Source organism: Variovorax paradoxus, from assembly GCF_024734665.1.
Classification (GTDB): domain Bacteria; phylum Pseudomonadota; class Gammaproteobacteria; order Burkholderiales; family Burkholderiaceae_C; genus Variovorax.
The window spans coordinates 5,359,040-5,375,948 of sequence record NZ_CP102931.1 but is presented as its reverse complement, the minus strand read 5'-3'; the positions used below and the strand labels follow the sequence as shown (position 1 = coordinate 5,375,948).

At 66.0% G+C, this 16,909-nt stretch carries 22 protein-coding genes and 1 pseudogene; 21 read left to right on the top strand and 2 right to left on the bottom strand.

Annotation, left to right across the window (positions count from 1 at the left end; all coding sequences use genetic code 11):
* Nucleotides 1–11 precede the first annotated feature (11 nt).
* From NWF24_RS25430 to NWF24_RS25375, 12 genes and pseudogenes are all read left to right on the top strand, one after another.
* Nucleotides 12–254 (top strand): BolA family protein, encoded by a 243-nt coding sequence (locus NWF24_RS25430; protein WP_258350965.1) that lies wholly within the window; start codon nt 12–14, stop codon nt 252–254.
* Nucleotides 255–295: 41 nt separating this feature from the next.
* Entirely contained in the window at nt 296–1,588 is a 1,293-nt protein-coding gene (gene murA, locus NWF24_RS25425; RefSeq protein ID WP_258350964.1) for a UDP-N-acetylglucosamine 1-carboxyvinyltransferase, read from the top strand.
* The gene (gene hisG, locus NWF24_RS25420) at nt 1,585–2,226 is read left to right on the top strand and encodes an ATP phosphoribosyltransferase (RefSeq protein WP_258350963.1); all 642 of its coding nucleotides are present in this window, start codon (nt 1,585–1,587) and stop codon (nt 2,224–2,226) included. Before murA ends, hisG begins: the two co-directional genes overlap by 4 nt.
* An 8-nt stretch (nt 2,227–2,234) precedes the next feature.
* Nucleotides 2,235–2,645: a hypothetical protein gene (locus NWF24_RS25415; RefSeq protein ID WP_258350962.1), complete on the top strand. Its 411-nt coding sequence runs from the start codon at nt 2,235–2,237 to the stop codon at nt 2,643–2,645.
* 35 nt (nt 2,646–2,680) lie between these two features.
* A complete protein-coding gene (gene hisD / locus NWF24_RS25410; RefSeq protein WP_258350961.1) occupies nt 2,681–4,003 on the top strand; it encodes a histidinol dehydrogenase in 1,323 nt (440 codons plus the stop codon).
* 37 nt (nt 4,004–4,040) lie between these two features.
* A complete protein-coding gene (locus tag NWF24_RS25405) occupies nt 4,041–4,871 on the top strand; it encodes a hypothetical protein (protein ID WP_258350960.1) in 831 nt (276 codons plus the stop codon).
* Nucleotides 4,872–4,876: 5 nt separating this feature from the next.
* Complete coding sequence (locus NWF24_RS25400; protein WP_256216704.1) at nt 4,877–5,227, top strand: hypothetical protein; 351 nt, start codon at nt 4,877–4,879, stop codon at nt 5,225–5,227.
* A complete protein-coding gene (gene hisC / locus NWF24_RS25395) occupies nt 5,224–6,318 on the top strand; it encodes a histidinol-phosphate transaminase (protein WP_258350959.1) in 1,095 nt (364 codons plus the stop codon). The genes NWF24_RS25400 and hisC overlap by 4 nt, the downstream gene beginning before the upstream one ends.
* A complete protein-coding gene (hisB, locus tag NWF24_RS25390) occupies nt 6,315–6,932 on the top strand; it encodes an imidazoleglycerol-phosphate dehydratase HisB (RefSeq protein ID WP_093048619.1) in 618 nt (205 codons plus the stop codon). Before hisC ends, hisB begins: the two co-directional genes overlap by 4 nt.
* A 19-nt stretch (nt 6,933–6,951) precedes the next feature.
* Nucleotides 6,952–7,608 carry an imidazole glycerol phosphate synthase subunit HisH gene (gene hisH / locus NWF24_RS25385; RefSeq protein ID WP_258350958.1) on the top strand — a complete coding sequence of 219 codons (657 nt, stop codon included), beginning with the start codon at nt 6,952–6,954 and terminating at the stop codon, nt 7,606–7,608.
* 63 nt (nt 7,609–7,671) lie between these two features.
* Nucleotides 7,672–8,415 (top strand): 1-(5-phosphoribosyl)-5-[(5-phosphoribosylamino)methylideneamino]imidazole-4-carboxamide isomerase, encoded by a 744-nt coding sequence (gene hisA, locus NWF24_RS25380; RefSeq protein WP_258350957.1) that lies wholly within the window; start codon nt 7,672–7,674, stop codon nt 8,413–8,415.
* Nucleotides 8,416–8,434: 19 nt separating this feature from the next.
* Nucleotides 8,435–9,602 (top strand): annotated as a pseudogene (locus NWF24_RS25375) (AAA family ATPase).
* Nucleotides 9,603–9,617: 15 nt separating this feature from the next.
* On the opposite strand, the gene NWF24_RS25370 reads toward NWF24_RS25375, so the two are convergent.
* On the bottom strand, nt 9,618–10,538 hold the full coding sequence (locus NWF24_RS25370) for an amino acid ABC transporter substrate-binding protein (protein ID WP_258350956.1): 921 nt from the start codon (nt 10,536–10,538) through the stop codon (nt 9,618–9,620).
* A gap of 8 nt (nt 10,539–10,546) precedes the next feature.
* Entirely contained in the window at nt 10,547–11,851 is a 1,305-nt protein-coding gene (locus NWF24_RS25365; protein WP_258350955.1) for a dicarboxylate/amino acid:cation symporter, read from the bottom strand.
* 167 nt (nt 11,852–12,018) lie between these two features.
* On the opposite strand from NWF24_RS25365, the gene NWF24_RS25360 reads away from it, so the two are divergent.
* From NWF24_RS25360 to tatC, 9 genes are all read left to right on the top strand, one after another.
* Nucleotides 12,019–12,852: a D-hexose-6-phosphate mutarotase gene (locus NWF24_RS25360; protein WP_258350954.1), complete on the top strand. Its 834-nt coding sequence runs from the start codon at nt 12,019–12,021 to the stop codon at nt 12,850–12,852.
* Nucleotides 12,853–12,877: 25 nt separating this feature from the next.
* Nucleotides 12,878–13,663, top strand: a complete 786-nt coding sequence (gene hisF, locus NWF24_RS25355; RefSeq protein WP_258350953.1) for an imidazole glycerol phosphate synthase subunit HisF — start codon at nt 12,878–12,880, stop codon at nt 13,661–13,663.
* A gap of 42 nt (nt 13,664–13,705) precedes the next feature.
* Nucleotides 13,706–14,095: a phosphoribosyl-AMP cyclohydrolase gene (hisI, locus tag NWF24_RS25350; protein WP_013539725.1), complete on the top strand. Its 390-nt coding sequence runs from the start codon at nt 13,706–13,708 to the stop codon at nt 14,093–14,095.
* Nucleotides 14,092–14,502 (top strand): phosphoribosyl-ATP diphosphatase, encoded by a 411-nt coding sequence (locus tag NWF24_RS25345; RefSeq protein ID WP_093075857.1) that lies wholly within the window; start codon nt 14,092–14,094, stop codon nt 14,500–14,502. The genes hisI and NWF24_RS25345 overlap by 4 nt, the downstream gene beginning before the upstream one ends.
* On the top strand, nt 14,499–14,867 hold the full coding sequence (locus NWF24_RS25340; RefSeq protein WP_176928690.1) for a DUF4870 family protein: 369 nt from the start codon (nt 14,499–14,501) through the stop codon (nt 14,865–14,867). The genes NWF24_RS25345 and NWF24_RS25340 overlap by 4 nt, the downstream gene beginning before the upstream one ends.
* Before the next feature lie 12 nt (nt 14,868–14,879).
* Nucleotides 14,880–15,239 carry a histidine triad nucleotide-binding protein gene (locus tag NWF24_RS25335; RefSeq protein WP_093048646.1) on the top strand — a complete coding sequence of 120 codons (360 nt, stop codon included), beginning with the start codon at nt 14,880–14,882 and terminating at the stop codon, nt 15,237–15,239.
* 65 nt (nt 15,240–15,304) lie between these two features.
* The gene (gene tatA / locus NWF24_RS25330) at nt 15,305–15,553 is read left to right on the top strand and encodes a Sec-independent protein translocase subunit TatA (RefSeq protein WP_258350952.1); all 249 of its coding nucleotides are present in this window, start codon (nt 15,305–15,307) and stop codon (nt 15,551–15,553) included.
* A 13-nt stretch (nt 15,554–15,566) separates the two neighbouring features.
* Complete coding sequence (tatB, locus tag NWF24_RS25325; RefSeq protein WP_258350951.1) at nt 15,567–16,025, top strand: Sec-independent protein translocase protein TatB; 459 nt, start codon at nt 15,567–15,569, stop codon at nt 16,023–16,025.
* 66 nt (nt 16,026–16,091) lie between these two features.
* Nucleotides 16,092–16,901: a twin-arginine translocase subunit TatC gene (gene tatC / locus NWF24_RS25320; protein ID WP_093048652.1), complete on the top strand. Its 810-nt coding sequence runs from the start codon at nt 16,092–16,094 to the stop codon at nt 16,899–16,901.
* Nucleotides 16,902–16,909 lie beyond the last annotated feature (8 nt).

The window sequence follows — 16,909 nt, the reverse complement described above, 5'->3', positions numbered from 1 at the left end:
TTCCACACCCCATGACCGCCGAACAACTCCAGGCCCTGATCCAGTCCCATCTCCCGTGCGAGCACATCACGCTCGAGGGCGATGGCCGACATTGGTACGCCATCATCGTCTCGGCCGAATTCGAGGGCAAGCGCTCGATCCAGCGCCATCAGCGGGTCTACGCCACCCTCGGTGCGAAAATGCACACCGACGAGGTGCACGCGCTTTCGATGAAGACCTACACGCCGGCCGAATGGGCGGCAGTGGAAAAATAACTCCCGGCCCCTCGTGGCCTCCTGACTTCGCTGGAACTTCGATGGACAAACTTCTGATTCGCGGCGGGCGAGAGCTCCGCGGCGAAGTACTCATTTCCGGCGCCAAGAACGCCGCGCTGCCCGAGCTGTGCGCGGCGCTGCTGACCGACCAGCCCGTGACGCTGCACAACGTGCCGCGCCTGCAGGACGTGTCGACCATGCTCAAGCTGGTGCGCAACATGGGCGTGACGGCCGAGCGGGATGACAACGGCACCGTCCGCTTGAATGCCGGCGATCTCGGCAACCCCGAGGCGCCCTACGAGCTGGTCAAGACCATGCGCGCCTCCGTGCTGGCCCTGGGCCCGCTGCTGGCGCGCTTCGGCCATGCCAAGGTGTCGCTGCCGGGCGGCTGCGCCATCGGCTCGCGGCCGGTCGACCAGCACATCAAGGGCCTGCAGGCCATGGGCGCCGAGATCGTGGTCGAGCACGGCTACATGGTCGCGCGCCTGCCCGAAGGCCGCACCCGCCTGAAGGGCGCGTGCATCCTGACCGACATGGTCACCGTCACCGGCACCGAGAACTTCCTCATGGCCGCCGCGCTGGCCGAGGGCGAAACGCTGCTCGAAAACGCCGCGCAGGAGCCCGAGATCGTCGACCTCGCGGAAATGCTGATCCGCATGGGCGCGAAGATCGAAGGCCACGGCTCCAGCCACATCCGCATCCAGGGCGTCGAGAAGCTGCACGGCTGCGAGCACGCCGTGGTGGCTGACCGCATCGAGGCCGGCACCTTCCTGTGCGCGGTTGCGGCCACGGGCGGCGAGGCCTTCCTGCGCCACGCGCGCGGCGACCACCTCGACGCCGTGATCGACAAGCTGCGCGACGCGGGCTGCACCGTTGCCTTCGAAAAAGACGGCGTGCGCATCAGCTCCAAGGGCCCCGCCTACGAACACCTGAAGGCGCAGAGCTTCAGCACCACCGAGTACCCGGGCTTTCCGACCGACATGCAGGCCCAGTTCATGGCCCTGAACGTGATCGCGCGCGGCGCCTCGATGGTCACCGAGACCATCTTCGAGAACCGCTTCATGCACGTGAACGAGATGGTGCGCCTGGGCGCACGCATCCACGTCGAGGGCAAGGTGGCGATGGTCGAGGGCGTGCAGCAGCTCTCGGGTGCCACCGTGATGGCCACCGACCTGCGCGCCTCGGCCAGCCTGGTCATCGCCGGCCTCGTGGCCGAGGGCGAGACGCTGGTCGACCGCATCTACCACCTCGACCGGGGCTACGACCGCATGGAGTCCAAGCTGCGCGGCCTGGGCGCCGACATCGAACGACTGACCGGAGCTGCCGCCGCATGATCACCTTGGCTCTTTCCAAAGGCCGCATCTTCGAAGAGACGATGCCCCTGCTGGCGGCCGCCGGCATCGAGGTCACCGAAGACCCCGAGAAGTCGCGCAAGCTGATTCTCGAAACAACCCGCCCCGACGTGCGCGTGGTGCTGGTGCGTGCATCCGACGTGCCCACCTACGTGCAGTACGGCGGCGCCGACCTTGGCGTGACCGGCCTCGACGTGCTGCTCGAGCATGGCAACCAGGGCATGTACCAGCCGCTCGATTTGCGCATCGCGGCCTGCCGCCTCAGCGTGGCTGTGCGCGCCGACTACGACTACGCCTCGGCCGTGAAGCAGGGCTCGCGCCTGCGCGTGGCGACCAAGTACGTGGGCCTGTCGCGCGACTTCTTCGCCAGCAAGGGCGTGCACGTCGACCTGATCAAGCTCTACGGCAGCATGGAGCTGGCGCCGCTCACGGGCCTGGCCGACGCAATCGTCGACCTGGTTTCGACCGGCAACACGCTCAAGGCCAACCATCTCGTCGAGGTCGAACGCATCATGGACATCAGCGCGCGCCTCGTAGTGAACCAGGCCGCGCTCAAGCTCAAGCGCGAGCCGATCCGCCGCATCGTCGACGCGTTTGCGTCCGCCATTCCAGGGGCTTGAGGCGCGCCGTGTCCGAAGAGAACAAGAAGAGTTTTTTTTCGAGACTCGATAGCCACTATGCGGCCGTCGAGATGATCCGGGACGCCTCCAAGGCCCTGTGGATCATCGCGGCGCTGCAGGCCGTTTCTGCGCTGATCGGCGACAAGGCCGGGCTGTTCGACGCCGCCTTGAACGCCGTCTGCGCTTTCGGCATTGCCCGTTTCCGCAGCCGTATTGCGGCGGGTCTCGCCCTGGCGCTTGCGCTGGGAACTCTGGCCTTTGCCGGTTATGGCATGGCCATCGGCGGCCGCATCAGCGGTGCGGGTGCCCTGATCGCGGTATTTGCCGTCTGGGCTTCAGCCCGCGCTCTGGAAGCGACCGTCAAAATACGAGGCCCCTTGGCCAACAAGCCGTCGCGTCTTGCGAACGATCTTGAATAGCAGCCGTCCCGTTAGATTTTTTCTCGACACACACGATGAAACTGAAAGCAGCCCCCGCCCGTCTGTCCACGACTTCAGCCAGCTTCGACGCTGAATTCAAGGCGCGGCTGCATTGGTCCGCGGACGACGACGCGGCCATCGAGAAGGTGGTGGCCGACATCCTCGCCGACGTGCAGAAGCGCGGCGACGATGCGGTACTGGAGTACACCAACCGCTTCGACAAGCTCGATGCAAAGACGCTGCCGGAGCTGGAGCTGACGCAAGCCGAACTCAAGGCCGCCTTCGAGGCGCTGCCGGCCGCTCAGCGCGACGCGCTCGAAGCCGCCGCGCGCCGTGTGCGCAGCTATCACGAGGCCCAGAAGAAGGCCAGCGGCGAAAGCTGGAGCTACCGCGATGCCGATGGCACGCTGCTCGGCCAGAAAGTCACGCCGCTCGACCGCGTCGGCATCTATGTGCCGGGCGGCAAGGCCGCGTACCCGTCGAGCGTGCTGATGAACGCCATTCCGGCGCACGTTGCGGGCGTGGGCGAAATCATCATGGTGGTGCCGACGCCGAAGGGCGAAAAGAACCAGCTCGTGCTCGCCGCCGCCTATGTGGCCGGCGTAACGCGCGGCTTCACCATCGGCGGCGCGCAGGCCGTGGCGGCGCTGGCCTACGGCACCGCCACCATCCCCGCCGTCGACAAGATCACCGGCCCCGGCAACGCCTACGTGGCAGCCGCCAAGCGCCGCGTGTTCGGCACCGTGGGCATCGACATGATCGCGGGCCCGAGCGAAATTTTGGTGCTGGCCGACGGCACCACGCCGCCCGAGTGGGTGGCCATGGACCTGTTCAGCCAGGCCGAGCACGACGAGCTGGCCCAGAGCATCCTGCTGTGCCCCGACGCCGCCTACATCGACCGCGTGCAGGCCGAGATCGACCGCCTGCTGCCGGCCATGCCGCGCGCGGAAATCATCGCCGCCTCGCTCAACGGCCGCGGCGCGCTGATCCACACGAAGAGCATGGAAGAGGCCTGCGAGATCAGCAACCGCATCGCCCCTGAGCATCTGGAAGTCAGCAGCAGCGAACCGAATCGTTGGGAGCCGCTGCTGCGCCACGCTGGCGCGATCTTCCTGGGCGCCTTCACCAGCGAAAGCCTGGGCGACTACTGCGCCGGGCCGAACCACGTGCTGCCCACCAGCGGCACGGCGCGCTTTTCCAGCCCGCTGGGCGTGTACGACTTCCAGAAGCGCTCCAGCCTGATCGAGGTCAGCGAGGCCGGCGCCCAGGTGCTGGGCCCGATCGCCGTCACGCTGGCCGAAGGCGAGGGCCTGCAGGCGCACGCCGAAGCTGCCCGCATGCGGCTGCGTAAGATCTGAGCTCCAACAAAACCCGTCTCCGGGAGGAGCAAGCAAGATGATCGATCGTCTCCGTTATTCGCGTCTTTTTCGATTCGCCACGGGCCTCGTTGCGGGCGCCGCACTGCTGGCCGCCTGCAGCCAGATGCCGCAGGCGCCGCGCACGTCGGCTGCCCTGAGTGCCACGCCCAGCGCCGCGCCGGCAGCGCCTGCCCCGCAACTCGGCACGCAGTGGGGCGAGGGCCTCGAATCGAAGACCCGCACGGTCATCACCAAGCGCCTGTCCGACCAGCCGGACGACGTGGCCTTGCTGGGCTACAACGAGGCCTCTGCCGTTCGCCGCTCCGTGGGCAGCAATCCTGAGAGCCGCCTGAGCCTGATGCTGGCCGACGGCGACGTCGAATGGTCGGTGCTCGGCGAAGACAGCCGCCCGCTGCCGCTGCAGCGCGCCCGTCGAGGCAGTGGCGGCGAAGACATGTTCCGCCTCGCCGGCGTGCAGGGCTCGCGCTACACGCTGCGCTTTCGCAATCTCAGCGAGCGCAACTACGAGGTGATCGCCACGGTCGACGGCCTCGACGTGCTCAACGGCAAGCCCGGGAGCCTGCGCAATGGCGGCTACGTGTTGCGTCCGCTGCAGGCGCTCACCATCGAAGGCTTCCGCAAGAGCGAGAACGAGGTTGCGGCCTTCCGCTTTTCAGCGCCCGGCCGTGCCTACGCAGCGAACACCGAAGCGGGCGACGTGCGCAACATCGGCGTGATCGGCGCCGCGCTGTTCGAACTCGAAGAGCGCGACGCACCGCGCCGCCAGCGCCGCGACGCCACCCCGTCGCAGCCCAGCGCCTTCCCGGCCGACGGCGCCTATGCGCCGCCGCCGCGCTACCGCAAGTGATGCCGATGAAGCGTGCCGCCGCCTTCCTGCTGCTCGCGCTGGCGGCCGCCACCGGCGCGCAGGCCATGAGCATCCGCGAACTGCGCACGCTCGAAGCCAGCGAGAAGGACGGCAAGGCCTACGCCAGCTACTACTTGGTCGGCGTGCTCGAAGGCCTGCGCGAAGGCGTCGAATCGTCGCAGCGCAACGGGCAGAAGCCCGTGTTCTGCGTCGAGGGCCGCCGCCTCGAACCCTCCATGGCGCGTTCGCTCTACCAGACCGAGCTGACCCGCAACGCCGACAGTTACGAAGCCGACATGCCAGTGCAACTGGTCATGGCCGGCGCCCTCCGAAACAGCTACCGCTGCACCCGATGACCGCTGCTCCCGAATCCATCCGCCCGCCGCTCGACCGCATCCGCAACGACGTGCGGTCCATGCATGCCTACGCGGTGCAGGACGCGCGCGGCTTCGTCAAGCTCGACGCCATGGAAAACCCCTTCGGCCTGCCGCCCGCGCTGCAGGTCGAACTCGGCGCGCGCCTCGGTGCGCTGGCGCTCAACCGCTACCCGGGCGAGCGCGGCGCCGACCTGCAGCGCGCGCTGGCCGCGCACGCGCAGATGCCCGAAGGCTTCAGGCTGATGATGGGCAACGGCTCGGACGAACTGATCTCGCTGCTGGCCATTGCCTGCGACCTGCCCGGCGCCACCGTGCTGGCGCCCGTGCCCGGCTTCGTCATGTACGCCATGAGCGCGAAGCTGCAGGGCCTGAAGTTCGTCGGCGTGCCGCTCACGGCCGACTTCGAACTCGACGAAGCCGCCATGCTGGCTGCCATCGCGAGCGAGAAGCCCGCCATCGTCTACCTCGCGTATCCGAACAACCCGACCGCCAACCTCTGGAACGACGCCGTCGTCGAGAAGATCGTCGAAGCCCAGGGCGCGCAGGGCGGCCTGGTGGTGATCGACGAGGCCTACCAGCCCTTCGCTGCCCGCAGCTACATCGACCGCCTGGCGAAGCACGGCCACGTGCTGCTGATGCGCACGCTCAGCAAGTTCGGCCTGGCCGGCATCCGCCTGGGTTACATGATGGGGCCGGCCGCGCTGGTCGCCGAGATCGACAAGGTGCGCCCGCCCTACAACATCAGCGTGCTCAACTGCGAGTGCGCGCTGTTCGCGCTGGAGCACGCCGAGGTGTTCGAGGCGCAGGCCCGGCAGATCCGCGAGGAGCGCGAGCGCCTGATGATGGGGCTCGGCCGCCTGCCCGGCGTGAAGACCTGGCCCAGCGACGCCAACATGATTCTTTTGCGCGTGCCCGATGCCGCCAAGACCTTCGAGGGTATGAAGGCACACGGGGTTCTGATCAAGAACGTTTCTAAAATGCACGAACTGCTCGCAAACTGCCTGCGCCTCACCGTCGGAACGGCCGACGAGAATGCGCGGATGCTCGCGGCACTCGAAGCCTCACTATGACCACCCCCACCAACCCGGGCAGCGCCGATCGCACTGCGACGGTCACCCGCAACACCGCCGAGACGAAGATCACCGTCAGCGTCAACCTCGACGGCACCGGCAAGGCCAAGCTTGCTACCGGTATCGGCTTCTTCGACCACATGCTCGACCAGATCGCCCGCCACGGGCTGATCGACCTCGACATCGACTGCCAGGGCGACCTGCACATCGACGGTCATCACACGGTGGAAGACGTCGGCATCACGCTGGGCCAGGCCGTGGCCAAGGCCATCGGCGACAAGAAGGGCATCCGCCGCTACGGCCACGCATACGTGCCGCTCGACGAGGCGCTGAGCCGTGTGGTCATCGACTTCTCGGGCCGTCCCGGCCTCGTGATGCACGTGCCGTTCACCAGCGGCATGATCGGCACCTTCGACAGCCAGCTCACCTACGAGTTCTTCCAGGGCTTCGTGAACCACGCCTTCGTCACGCTGCACATCGACAACCTCAAGGGTGTCAATGCGCACCACCAGTGCGAGACGGTGTTCAAGGCCTTCGCGCGCGCCATGCGCGGCGCGCTCGAACTCGACCCGCGTTCCGTCGGCGTCATTCCCTCGACGAAGGGCTCGCTCTGAACGCGTTCGTCCATCAGCTATGAAATCTGTAGCAAATACCGTTGCCGTGGTCGACTACGGCATGGGCAACCTGCACTCCGTGTCGCAGGCCGTGCGCCATGCGGCCGACCAGGTCGGCGTGGAGGTGTTCGTCACCTCCGACCCCGACGTGGTTCGCAAGGCGACCCGCGTGGTGCTGCCGGGGCAGGGCGCCATGCCCGACTGCATGCGCGAGCTGCGCGACTCCGGCCTGCAGGAGTCGGTGCTCGAAGCCGCGGCGAGCAAGCCGCTGTTCGGCGTGTGCGTGGGCATGCAGATGATGCTGTCGCGCAGCGACGAGGGCCCGACCGACGGCCTGGGCCTCATTCCTGGCGAGGTCATCAAGTTCGACCTGGCTGGCCGCCTGCAGCCCGACGGCAGCCGCTTCAAGGTGCCTCAGATGGGCTGGAACCAGGTGCGCCAGGCCCAGCCGCACGCCGTGTGGGCGGGGGTGCCCGACCAGAGCTACTTCTACTTCGTGCACAGCTTCTATGCCTGCCCGGCTGACCCCAAACACAGTGTGGGCGAGGCGGAATACGGCGCAAGCTTTACCGCAGCCATCGCACGCGATAACATTTTTGCAACCCAGTTCCACCCGGAGAAGAGTGCGGACCACGGGCTGCAGCTCTATCGCAACTTCCTCCACTGGAATCCCTGAACCTATTTTCCCGACCGGGCCGAACCTCTCACAGCCCGGATTCCGCACACTCGCGTCACTTCCATGCTCCTCATTCCCGCCATTGATCTCAAAGACGGCCACTGCGTTCGCCTCAAGCAGGGCGACATGGACCAGTCCACCATCTTCAGCGAAGACCCCGCTGCCATGGCCCGCAAGTGGGTCCAGGCCGGCGCGCGCCGGCTGCACCTGGTCGATCTGAATGGCGCCTTCGCCGGCAAGCCGCAGAACCACGCGGCCATCAAGGCGATCCTGAAAGAGGTGGGCGACGACATTCCGGTGCAGCTCGGCGGCGGCATCCGCGACCTCGACACCATCGAGCGCTACATCGACGACGGCCTGCGCTACGTGATCATCGGCACCGCCGCGGTCAAGAACCCCGGCTTCCTGAAAGACGCCTGCAGCGCCTTCGGCGGCCACATCATCGTGGGCCTGGACGCCAAGGACGGCAAGGTCGCCACCGACGGCTGGAGCAAGCTCACGGGCCACGAGGTGGCCGACCTGGGCAAGAAGTTCGAGGACTACGGCGTCGAGTCGATCATCTACACCGACATTGGCCGCGACGGCATGCTCTCGGGTATCAACATCGAAGCCACCGTCAAGCTCGCACAGGCGCTGACCATTCCGGTGATCGCCTCGGGCGGCCTGTCGAACATGGCCGATATCGACAAGCTCTGCGCAGTCGAATCCGACGGCGTCGAGGGTGTGATCTGCGGCCGCGCCATCTATTCGGGCGACCTCGATTTCGCCGCCGCGCAGGCTCGCGCGGACGAACTGGCCGGCGCCTGACGCCTTTACCGCGCAGCGCGTGCTCTCCGCGCTCGCCATCGCCAATTACCGCTCGCTGCGGCAGCTGACCGTGCCGCTGGGCCGGCTCACGGTCGTGACCGGGGCCAACGGCAGCGGCAAGTCGAGCGTGTACCGGGCGATGCGGCTGTTGGCCGACATTGCCAATGGCGGCGTGATCCGCTCGCTGGTGCGCGAAGGCGGGCTTTCATCGACTTTGTGGGCAGGGCCCGAGCGCTTCTCGGCGGCCATGTTGCGGGGCGACGTGCCGGTGCAGGGCACCACGCGCAGCGAGCCGGTTGCTCTGAGGCTGGGGTTCGCTGGTGCCGAGGCGGAAGATTTCGGCTACGCCATCGACATCGGCCTGCCACCGCCCATTCCGTCGACGGCTTTTTCGAGCGACCCACAGATCAAGCACGAGGCCATCTGGAGCGGCCCGCTGCTGCGGCCCTCGACGCACCTCGTCGACCGCAAGGGCGCTGCGCCTGCGTGAGGGCAAGGGCTGGCAGGCTGTCGGCCGGCCGATTCCCGCCTTCGCCAGCATGATGACGGAGCATGCCGATCCGCGCGACGCACCCGAGATGCTCACCCTGCGCGAGCAAATGCGCTCCTGGCGCTTCTACGACCACTTCCGCTCGGACGCCGATGCGCCTGCGCGCCAGCCGCAACTGGGCACCTACACGCCGGTGCTGGCCAACGACGGCGCCGACCTGGCCGCGGCATTGCAGACCATCCGCGAGATCGGCGACGGCGAAGCGCTCGACCGCGCGGTGGACGACGCCTTCCCCGGCGCAAGCATCGAAGTCCAGGTGACGGGCGACCGCTTCGAGACGCTGATGCACCAGCACGGCCTGCTGAGGCCCCTTACGGCCGCCGAACTGTCCGATGGCACCCTGCGCTACCTGTTGTGGATCGCGGCGCTGCTCACGCCCCGTCCGCCGGCGCTGCTGGTGCTCAACGAGCCGGAGACCAGCCTGCACCCCGACTTGCTGCCGGCCCTGGGGCGGTTGATTGCGCAGGCCGCGCGGCAGTCGCAGGTGATCGTGGTGTCGCACGCCGCCCGGCTGATCGCCGCGCTGGACGACAGCGAAGGCCTGCAGCCGGTGGTGCTCGAAAAGCAGTTCGGCGAAACGCGCATCGCCAACCTCGACATGAGCGAAATACCGCGCTGGGAGTGGCCAGCGCGGTAGCAGTTGAATGAGGGCTTATTCGGCCTTCACCGACATCGTCTGGATGATCGTTTCCAGCTGCGCACTCATCGGCAGGTTGATGCTTTCTCCCGACGGCAGCTTGCGCAGGAACCAGCGCTTGTATTGCCGCTCGATCTCGCCGTCTTCAGCCAGCACCTGGAAGGTGTCGACGACCACCTTGTTCAGCTGCGGGTCGCCCTTGCGGTACATGATCCCGTAGGGGTCGTAGGAGAGGAAGTCGCCGACCACCTCGTAGTCGGCCTTGGCGGCGTCCTGCGCGATCAGGCCGTAGAGGAGCACGTCGTCAGTCGCGAAGGCGTCGGCCTGGCCGCTCTTCACCAGCCCGAACGACTCGGCATGGTCGCGCGTCACCTGCAGGTTGATGTTCAGCTTGAACTTCTCCGACAGGTCGCGCAGCGTCTTCTCGTTGGTGGTGCCGGCCGTGACGGCCACCTTCCTGCCGGCGAGGTCGCGGAACGACTTGATCGGCGAGCCCTTCTTCACCAGCACCTTGGTGCCCGAGACGAACATCGTGGGCGAAAAGCTCACGCGTTTCTGGCGTTCGAGGTTGTTGGTGGTCGAGCCGCATTCCAGGTCGACCTTGCCGCTGGCGACAGCGTCGATGCGCGAGTCGGACGTGACGGGCACCCACTTGATCGTGAGGCTCCTGTTCACCGCGTCCTCGATGGCCGTTACCAGCGCGCGGCAGAGCTCGATCGAATAGCCGATCGGCTCCTTGCGCGCATTGAGGTACGAGAACGGCACCGACGACTCGCGGTAGCCGATGGTGATGGCGCCGGTTTCGCGGGCCTTGGCGAGGGTGCCGGTCAGCGCGGTGGGTGCCTGTTCCTGCGCCTGTGCCGGCCCCGCCAGCACGAATGCGGCGGCGGCCAGCAGTCCTGCGAGGAAAACCGACAGCGTGGCCTTGGGCTTCATGGCGCGCCTCACGCGTGGGCGGGGTGGGCGAGGGTGGCGCTGGCTTCCTCGTCGAGCGCCTTGGCGTTGACCTCGGCATCGCTCTCGGACATCAGCTCGCCCTCCCACTTGGCAACCACGGCGGTCGCGATGGAGTTGCCCACTGCGTTGGTGGCCGAGCGGCCCATGTCGAGGAAGGTGTCCACGCCCAGGATCAGCAGCAGGCCGGCCTCGGGAATGTCGAAGTGGTTCAGCGTGGCGGCAATCACCACCAGCGAGGCGCGCGGCACGCCGGCCATGCCCTTGGAGGTGAGCATCAGGATCAGCAGCATGGTGATCTGCGTGCTGATCGGCATGTGGATGTTGTAGGCCTGCGCGATGAAGAGCACGGCGAAGGTGCAGTACATCATCGAGCCGTCGAGGTTGAACGAATAGCCCATCGGCATCACGAAGCTGGAGATCTTGCGCTTCACGCCGAAACGGTCGAGCGCCTGCAGGATCTTCGGGTAGGCCGCTTCCGAACTGGCAGTGGCAAACGACAGCAGGAAGGCTTCCTTGATGAGCACCAGCAGCTTGAACACGCGCGGGCCGAGGAACAGGAAGCCCGCCAGCACCAGCACGCTCCACAGCACGAACAGGCCCAGGTAGAAGTCGCCCATGAACACCGCGAACTTCAGCAGGATGCCCAGGCCGTTGACGGCCACCGTGGCGGCCATGGCGGCCAGCACAGCGAGCGGCGCAATCTTCATGACGTAGCCGGTGATCTTGAGCATGGCGTGCGACAGCTCCTCGATGGCGGCGACCAGCGTCTTGGCCTTGTCGCCCAGCGAGGCGAGCGCCACGCCGAAGAACATCGAGAACACCACGATCTGCAGGATCTCGTTGTTGGCCATGGCCTCGACGAAGGACTTCGGCACCGTGTGGCTCACGAAGTCTTTCAGCGTGAATTTGGAGGTGGCCAGGTTGGCCGAGGCGCCGATGTCGGGCAGCGGCAGGCCGAGGTTTTCGCCGGGCTTGAGCAGGTTGGCCATGACCAGGCCGATGACCAGCGAGATCAGCGAAGCGGTGAGAAACCAGCCGATGGCCTTGCCGAACACGCGGCCGACCGACTTGGCGTCGCCCATGTGCGCGATGCCCACCACCAGCGTGGAGAACACCAGCGGGCCGATCAGCATCTTGATCAGGCGCAGGAACACGTCCGAGATGATGGAGACGTAGTCTGCGATTTCTTTCGCGGCTTTCTTGTCCGGAAAGCTGGAGAAGATCATGTAGCCCACGATGATGCCGAGCACCATCGCGATCAGGATCCAGGCGGCCATCGGCAGCTTCTTCATGCGTATCCCCTTGTCGTGTGAGAGTAGTTTTTCCGAGTGCACGGGACCGACTTGCACGTTGTCCCTCGATGCAAGCGATCACAGGGTATCCAAGAAGGCCCCAGGCACGCAATGGCCCTTGATGCCAATTCCGTGCCACGGTGCGGGTGCTGCCTACAATTCTCGCCATGGAAATCACCCCGATCGAGTTTCGCGGCCAGCCTGCCTTGCGTGCCAACGGCATCGATGGGAGCACCCTCACGGTGGCCTTGCATGGGGCGCAAGTGCTCTCGTGGACCGCGGCTGACGGGGTGGAAAGGCTCTACCTGAGCCCTTCGGCGGTGTTCGACGGGCACACGGCCATCCGCGGCGGCGTGCCCATTTGCTGCCCCCAATTCAACCAGCGCGGCATGTTGCCCAAGCATGGATTCATGCGCAATTTGCCTTGGGCGCACGAGGTTTCGGACACGCCCGAAACGCTGAGGCTGACGCTTCGCGACTCCGAAGCCACCAGAAAGCTCTGGCCGCACGCTTTTGAGGCGCGGCTTGAAGCCACTTTGTCCGGCGGCCAGCTGTGCACGACGCTCACGCTGCTCAACATCGACCGCGCGCCCTGGACCTTTGCCGCCGCGCTGCACACCTACCTGCGCGTCGACGACATCGCCAACGTGCGGCTAGAGGGCCTGCAGGGCGCCAACCGATGGGATTCGCTGCGCGACGACCGCTGGGTGGAAACCGCGGCAGCGTTGCATTTCGATGCAGAGTTCGACAGCGTCTATGCCGCGCCCGCCCAGCCGCTGCGGCTGGTTCAGCCGGGCGGCAAGCTCGAGATCTCCCAAAGCGCGAGCTGCAGCGAAACCGTGGTCTGGAACCCCGGCGCCGTGCTCGGTGCGAAACTCGCCGACATGCCTGCCGACGGCTTTCGCCACATGCTCTGCGTGGAGGCCGCTCGCATCGACGAGCCCGTGCTGCTGATGCCCGGCGCCCAATGGCAGGGCTGGCAACAGCTCCGCGTTCTCTGATTTCCTACCGGTTGTTCAACATCCCATGCTTGCCAAACGCATCATTCCCTGTCTCGACGTCACCGGCGGCCGTGTCGTCAAGGGCGTCAACTTCCTTGAACTGCGCGATGCCGGCGACCCGGTCGAGATCGCCGCGCGTTACAACGCGCAGGGCGCCGACGAACTGACCTTTCTCGACATCACCGCCACCAGCGACGGTCGCGACCTGATCCTGCCGATCATCGAGGCGGTGGCTTCTCAGATCTTCATTCCGCTGACCGTGGGCGGTGGCGTGCGCACGGTGGCCGATGTGCGCCGGCTGCTCAACGCCGGAGCCGACAAGACCAGCTTCAACTCGGCCGCCATCGCCGATCCGCAGGTGATCAGCGACGCGGCGCAGAAGTACGGCTCGCAATGCATCGTGGTCGCCATCGACGCCAAGCGCCGCAGCCCCGAAGAAGCCGCCAGCCGCGGCGCGGGCTGGGACGTGTACAGCCATGGCGGGCGCAAGAACACCGGCCTGGACGCCGTCGAATGGGCGACCGAGATGGCGCGCCGCGGCGCCGGCGAGATCCTGCTGACCAGCATGGACCGCGATGGCACCAAGAGCGGCTTCGACCTGGAACTGACCCGCGCGGTGAGCAACGCCGTCAGCGTGCCGGTGATCGCCTCGGGCGGCGTGGGCAGCCTCGACGACCTGGCCGACGGCATCCAGACCGGCGGTGCCGACGCGGTGCTGGCGGCCAGCATCTTCCACTACGGCGAGCACACGGTGGGCGAGGCCAAGGCCCGCATGGCCGCGCGGGGCATCCCGGTGCGAATCGACGCTTGAACCGCGTCCAAAGGGTCTTTTCCTATCCCCGACAATACTTCCATGAATTGGCTCGATGAAGTGAAGTGGGACGCGAACGGCCTGGTGCCGGTCATCGCGCAGGAACAGGGCAGCAACGACGTGCTGATGTTCGCCTGGATGAACCGCGAGGCGCTCGAAAAGACCGCCGAGCTGGGCCGCGCGGTGTATTTCAGCCGCTCGCGCAACAAGCTCTGGTTCAAGGGCGAGGAATCGGGCCACGTGCAGACCGTGCACGAGATCCGCCTCGACTGCGACAACGATGTGGTGCTGCTCAAGGTCACCCAGCTCGGCCACGAGCCCGGCATCGCCTGCCACACAGGGCGCCACAGCTGCTTCTTCAGCAAGTACGAAAAGGGCCAGTGGACGGTGGTCGAACCCGTCTTGAAAGACCCGGAGTCGATCTACAAATGACGGCCACAGTGAACAGCAACAGCACCTCCGACGCCCTCGCACGCCTGGCCGCGGTCATCGAAAGCCGCCTGCCCGCGCGCGGCGGCGATCCTGAGAAGAGCTACGTCGCGCGCCTGCTGCACAAGGGCCCGGACGCCTTCCTCAAGAAAATCGGCGAGGAAGCCACCGAGGTCGTGATGGCCGCCAAGGACGCCGACCACGGCGGCGACCGCTCGAAAATAGTGAACGAAGTGGCAGACCTGTGGTTCCACACCATGGTGGCGCTGGCGCACTACGGTTTTTCCCCCTCCGACGTTACCGCGGAACTCGAGCGCCGGGAGGGCACCAGCGGCATCGAGGAAAAGGCGCTGCGCAAGGTGCAGCAACGCGGCATCGAAGAGCAGCAGAAAGGCCAGGCCTCCGAATGAACGAAATCACCGCGATCGACGACATCTCCGGCAAGACGCCCGAGCAGCTGGAAAGCCTGCGCCAGATCACGCTGGCGGTGTACATCCTCTATGCGCTTTCGTGGTTCACGGGCGGCCTCACGGGAATCGTGGGCATCGTGCTCAACTACCTCAAGCGCGAGGATACGGAGGGCACGCTCTATCAAAGCCACTTCACCTGGCAGATCCGCACCTTCTGGTGGGGCCTGGTCTGGTCCATCCTGGGGTTCATCACCATCTGGATCCTGATCGGCTTCCCCATCCTCTTCGTCACTGCCGTGTGGATGATCTACCGGCTGGTCAAGGGCTGGCTGAACTGGAGCGAACGCAAGCCCATGGCTGTCTAACGAACAACCTCCATGTCACACGATCCCAACTGCATCTTCTGCAAAATCATCGAGGGCAAGATTCCCTCGCGCAAGGTCTACGAAGACGAAGACCTGTTCGGCTTCCACGACATCGCGCCCTGGGCGCCGGTGCATTTCATGCTGGTGCCCAAGAAGCACATCGCCTCGATGGCCCAGCTGACGCCCGACGACGAGGCGCTGATGGGCAAGATCATGATCCTGGCACCCAAGCTGGCGTTGGAGCAGGGCTGCAGGCCCTATCCGGACGGCGGCTACCGGGTCGTGGTCAATACCGGCACCGAGGGTGGGCAGGAGGTTCACCATCTCCATGTCCATGTCATGGGTGGTCCCCGGCCGTGGCTTCGCGGCTGAGCGGCATTAAGCCAAACTGTCACATTCCGCCCGACTAAAATCGGACACATTCTTAGGAGTTCTCCATGGGTTCTTTTTCCATCTGGCACTGGCTGATCGTGCTGCTCGTAGTGGTCATGATCTTCGGCACCAAGAAGCTGCGGAACATGGGTTCGGATCTTGGCGGCGCCGTCAAGGGCTTCAAGGACGGCATGAAGGACGGCGGCTCGTCCGACGCTGCCGCCGCTTCGTCGGCCCCCGCCCAGCAAGTGACCGGCCAGCCGGCCAACAGCGACAAGCCGACGATCGACGTCGAAGCGCGTCAGAAGTCCTGAGCGCGGACCGCACGTGCTCGACCTCGGCATTGAGAAGCTGGCGCTGATCGGCGTCGTGGCGCTGATCGTCATCGGCCCGGAAAAGCTGCCGCGCGTGGCCCGCACCGTTGGCACCCTGCTTGGCAAGGCGCAGCGCTACGTGAACGACGTCAAGGCCGAAGTCAACCGCTCGATGGAGCTCGACGAGCTCCGCAAGATGAAGACTACCGTCGAGGATGCGGCGCGCGACGTCGAGCACAGCATCCACACGGGCGCGAGCGAATTCGAGAAGCAGTTCAGCGGTTCGGGCGAAACCCTCTCGGCGCTGGCCGAACCCGAGCCATCGCCGCCCGAATACAAGCACCCCCGCAAGAACTGGCGCCTGAAACAGGGCGCCACGCCGCAGTGGTACAAGGCGCGCAACGGCGTGCGCACCAAGGCGCTGTCGGGTGCCGCGCGCGTCGCCCGCTTCCGTCCGCACAAGAGCAACTAGCGGACCCCCACCACCGCGTTCCTCGGGCGCCGCACGCCGGCCGACGTCACGCTATCTTCTTTTCCAATGGCCGATTCCGACAACAAGAACAAAGACAAAGAAGACGAGCTGGCGGGCACCGAACAGCCGTTCGTGGCGCACCTGGTCGAGCTTCGCGACCGCCTGCTCTACTGCGTCTACGGCCTCGTGGTCGCGGGCATCCTGTTGGCCATCTGGCCTGGCCCGGGCGGGCTGATCGACCTGATCGCGATGCCGATCAAGGCGCACATGCCGCACGACGCGAAGCTGATCGCCATCGGCGTGTTCTCGCCGTTCTTCGTGCCGCTCAAGGTGCTGATGATGGCGGCCGTGCTGCTGGCGCTGCCCTGGCTCATGTACCAGGCGTGGATGTTCATCGCGCCGGGGCTCTACAGCCATGAAAAGAAATTTGCGCTGCCGCTGATCTTCTTCGGCAGCCTGCTGGCCTATGCGGGCATCGCGTTCGTGCAGCTCTTCGTGCTGGACAAGATGTTCAGCTTCATCCAGCGCTTTGCACCGTCCGCGGTGCAGGCAACGCCCGACATTTCCTCGTACGTCGAGGCGATCCTGTCGCTCTACATCGCCTTCGGCGTGGCCTTCCAGGTGCCCATCGTCGTGATGCTGCTGGTGCGCTTCGAGATGGTGACCATCGAGAAGCTGAAGTCCTTCCGTGGCTACTTCATCGTGGTCGCATTCGTCGTTGCCGCGGTGCTCACGCCGCCCGACGTGGTGTCGCAGCTGGCGCTGGCGGTGCCGATGTGCCTCCTGTACGAGGTGGGCATCATCGGTGCCAGGTACTTCGCCAGTTCCGGCAAGAAGTCCGAGGAAGAGGAAAGCGCTGATTCAGCGCAATCCTGATCGACCAA

Excerpts from the sequence above, each read along its gene's own strand:
- NWF24_RS25430 (WP_258350965.1), top strand. The coding sequence starts at position 12 with ATGACCGCCGAACAACTCCAGGCCCTGATCCAGTCCCATCTCCCGTGC.
- murA (WP_258350964.1), top strand. The coding sequence starts at position 296 with ATGGACAAACTTCTGATTCGCGGCGGGCGAGAGCTCCGCGGCGAAGTA.
- hisG (WP_258350963.1), top strand. The coding sequence starts at position 1,585 with ATGATCACCTTGGCTCTTTCCAAAGGCCGCATCTTCGAAGAGACGATG.
- hisD (WP_258350961.1), top strand. The coding sequence starts at position 2,681 with ATGAAACTGAAAGCAGCCCCCGCCCGTCTGTCCACGACTTCAGCCAGC.
- NWF24_RS25405 (WP_258350960.1), top strand. The coding sequence starts at position 4,041 with ATGATCGATCGTCTCCGTTATTCGCGTCTTTTTCGATTCGCCACGGGC.
- NWF24_RS25400 (WP_256216704.1), top strand. The coding sequence starts at position 4,877 with ATGAAGCGTGCCGCCGCCTTCCTGCTGCTCGCGCTGGCGGCCGCCACC.
- hisC (WP_258350959.1), top strand. The coding sequence starts at position 5,224 with ATGACCGCTGCTCCCGAATCCATCCGCCCGCCGCTCGACCGCATCCGC.
- hisB (WP_093048619.1), top strand. The coding sequence starts at position 6,315 with ATGACCACCCCCACCAACCCGGGCAGCGCCGATCGCACTGCGACGGTC.
- hisH (WP_258350958.1), top strand. The coding sequence starts at position 6,952 with ATGAAATCTGTAGCAAATACCGTTGCCGTGGTCGACTACGGCATGGGC.
- hisA (WP_258350957.1), top strand. The coding sequence starts at position 7,672 with ATGCTCCTCATTCCCGCCATTGATCTCAAAGACGGCCACTGCGTTCGC.
- NWF24_RS25370 (WP_258350956.1), bottom strand. The coding sequence starts at position 10,538 with ATGAAGCCCAAGGCCACGCTGTCGGTTTTCCTCGCAGGACTGCTGGCC.
- NWF24_RS25365 (WP_258350955.1), bottom strand. The coding sequence starts at position 11,851 with ATGAAGAAGCTGCCGATGGCCGCCTGGATCCTGATCGCGATGGTGCTC.
- NWF24_RS25360 (WP_258350954.1), top strand. The coding sequence starts at position 12,019 with ATGGAAATCACCCCGATCGAGTTTCGCGGCCAGCCTGCCTTGCGTGCC.
- hisF (WP_258350953.1), top strand. The coding sequence starts at position 12,878 with ATGCTTGCCAAACGCATCATTCCCTGTCTCGACGTCACCGGCGGCCGT.
- hisI (WP_013539725.1), top strand. The coding sequence starts at position 13,706 with ATGAATTGGCTCGATGAAGTGAAGTGGGACGCGAACGGCCTGGTGCCG.
- NWF24_RS25345 (WP_093075857.1), top strand. The coding sequence starts at position 14,092 with ATGACGGCCACAGTGAACAGCAACAGCACCTCCGACGCCCTCGCACGC.
- NWF24_RS25340 (WP_176928690.1), top strand. The coding sequence starts at position 14,499 with ATGAACGAAATCACCGCGATCGACGACATCTCCGGCAAGACGCCCGAG.
- NWF24_RS25335 (WP_093048646.1), top strand. The coding sequence starts at position 14,880 with ATGTCACACGATCCCAACTGCATCTTCTGCAAAATCATCGAGGGCAAG.
- tatA (WP_258350952.1), top strand. The coding sequence starts at position 15,305 with ATGGGTTCTTTTTCCATCTGGCACTGGCTGATCGTGCTGCTCGTAGTG.
- tatC (WP_093048652.1), top strand. The coding sequence starts at position 16,092 with ATGGCCGATTCCGACAACAAGAACAAAGACAAAGAAGACGAGCTGGCG.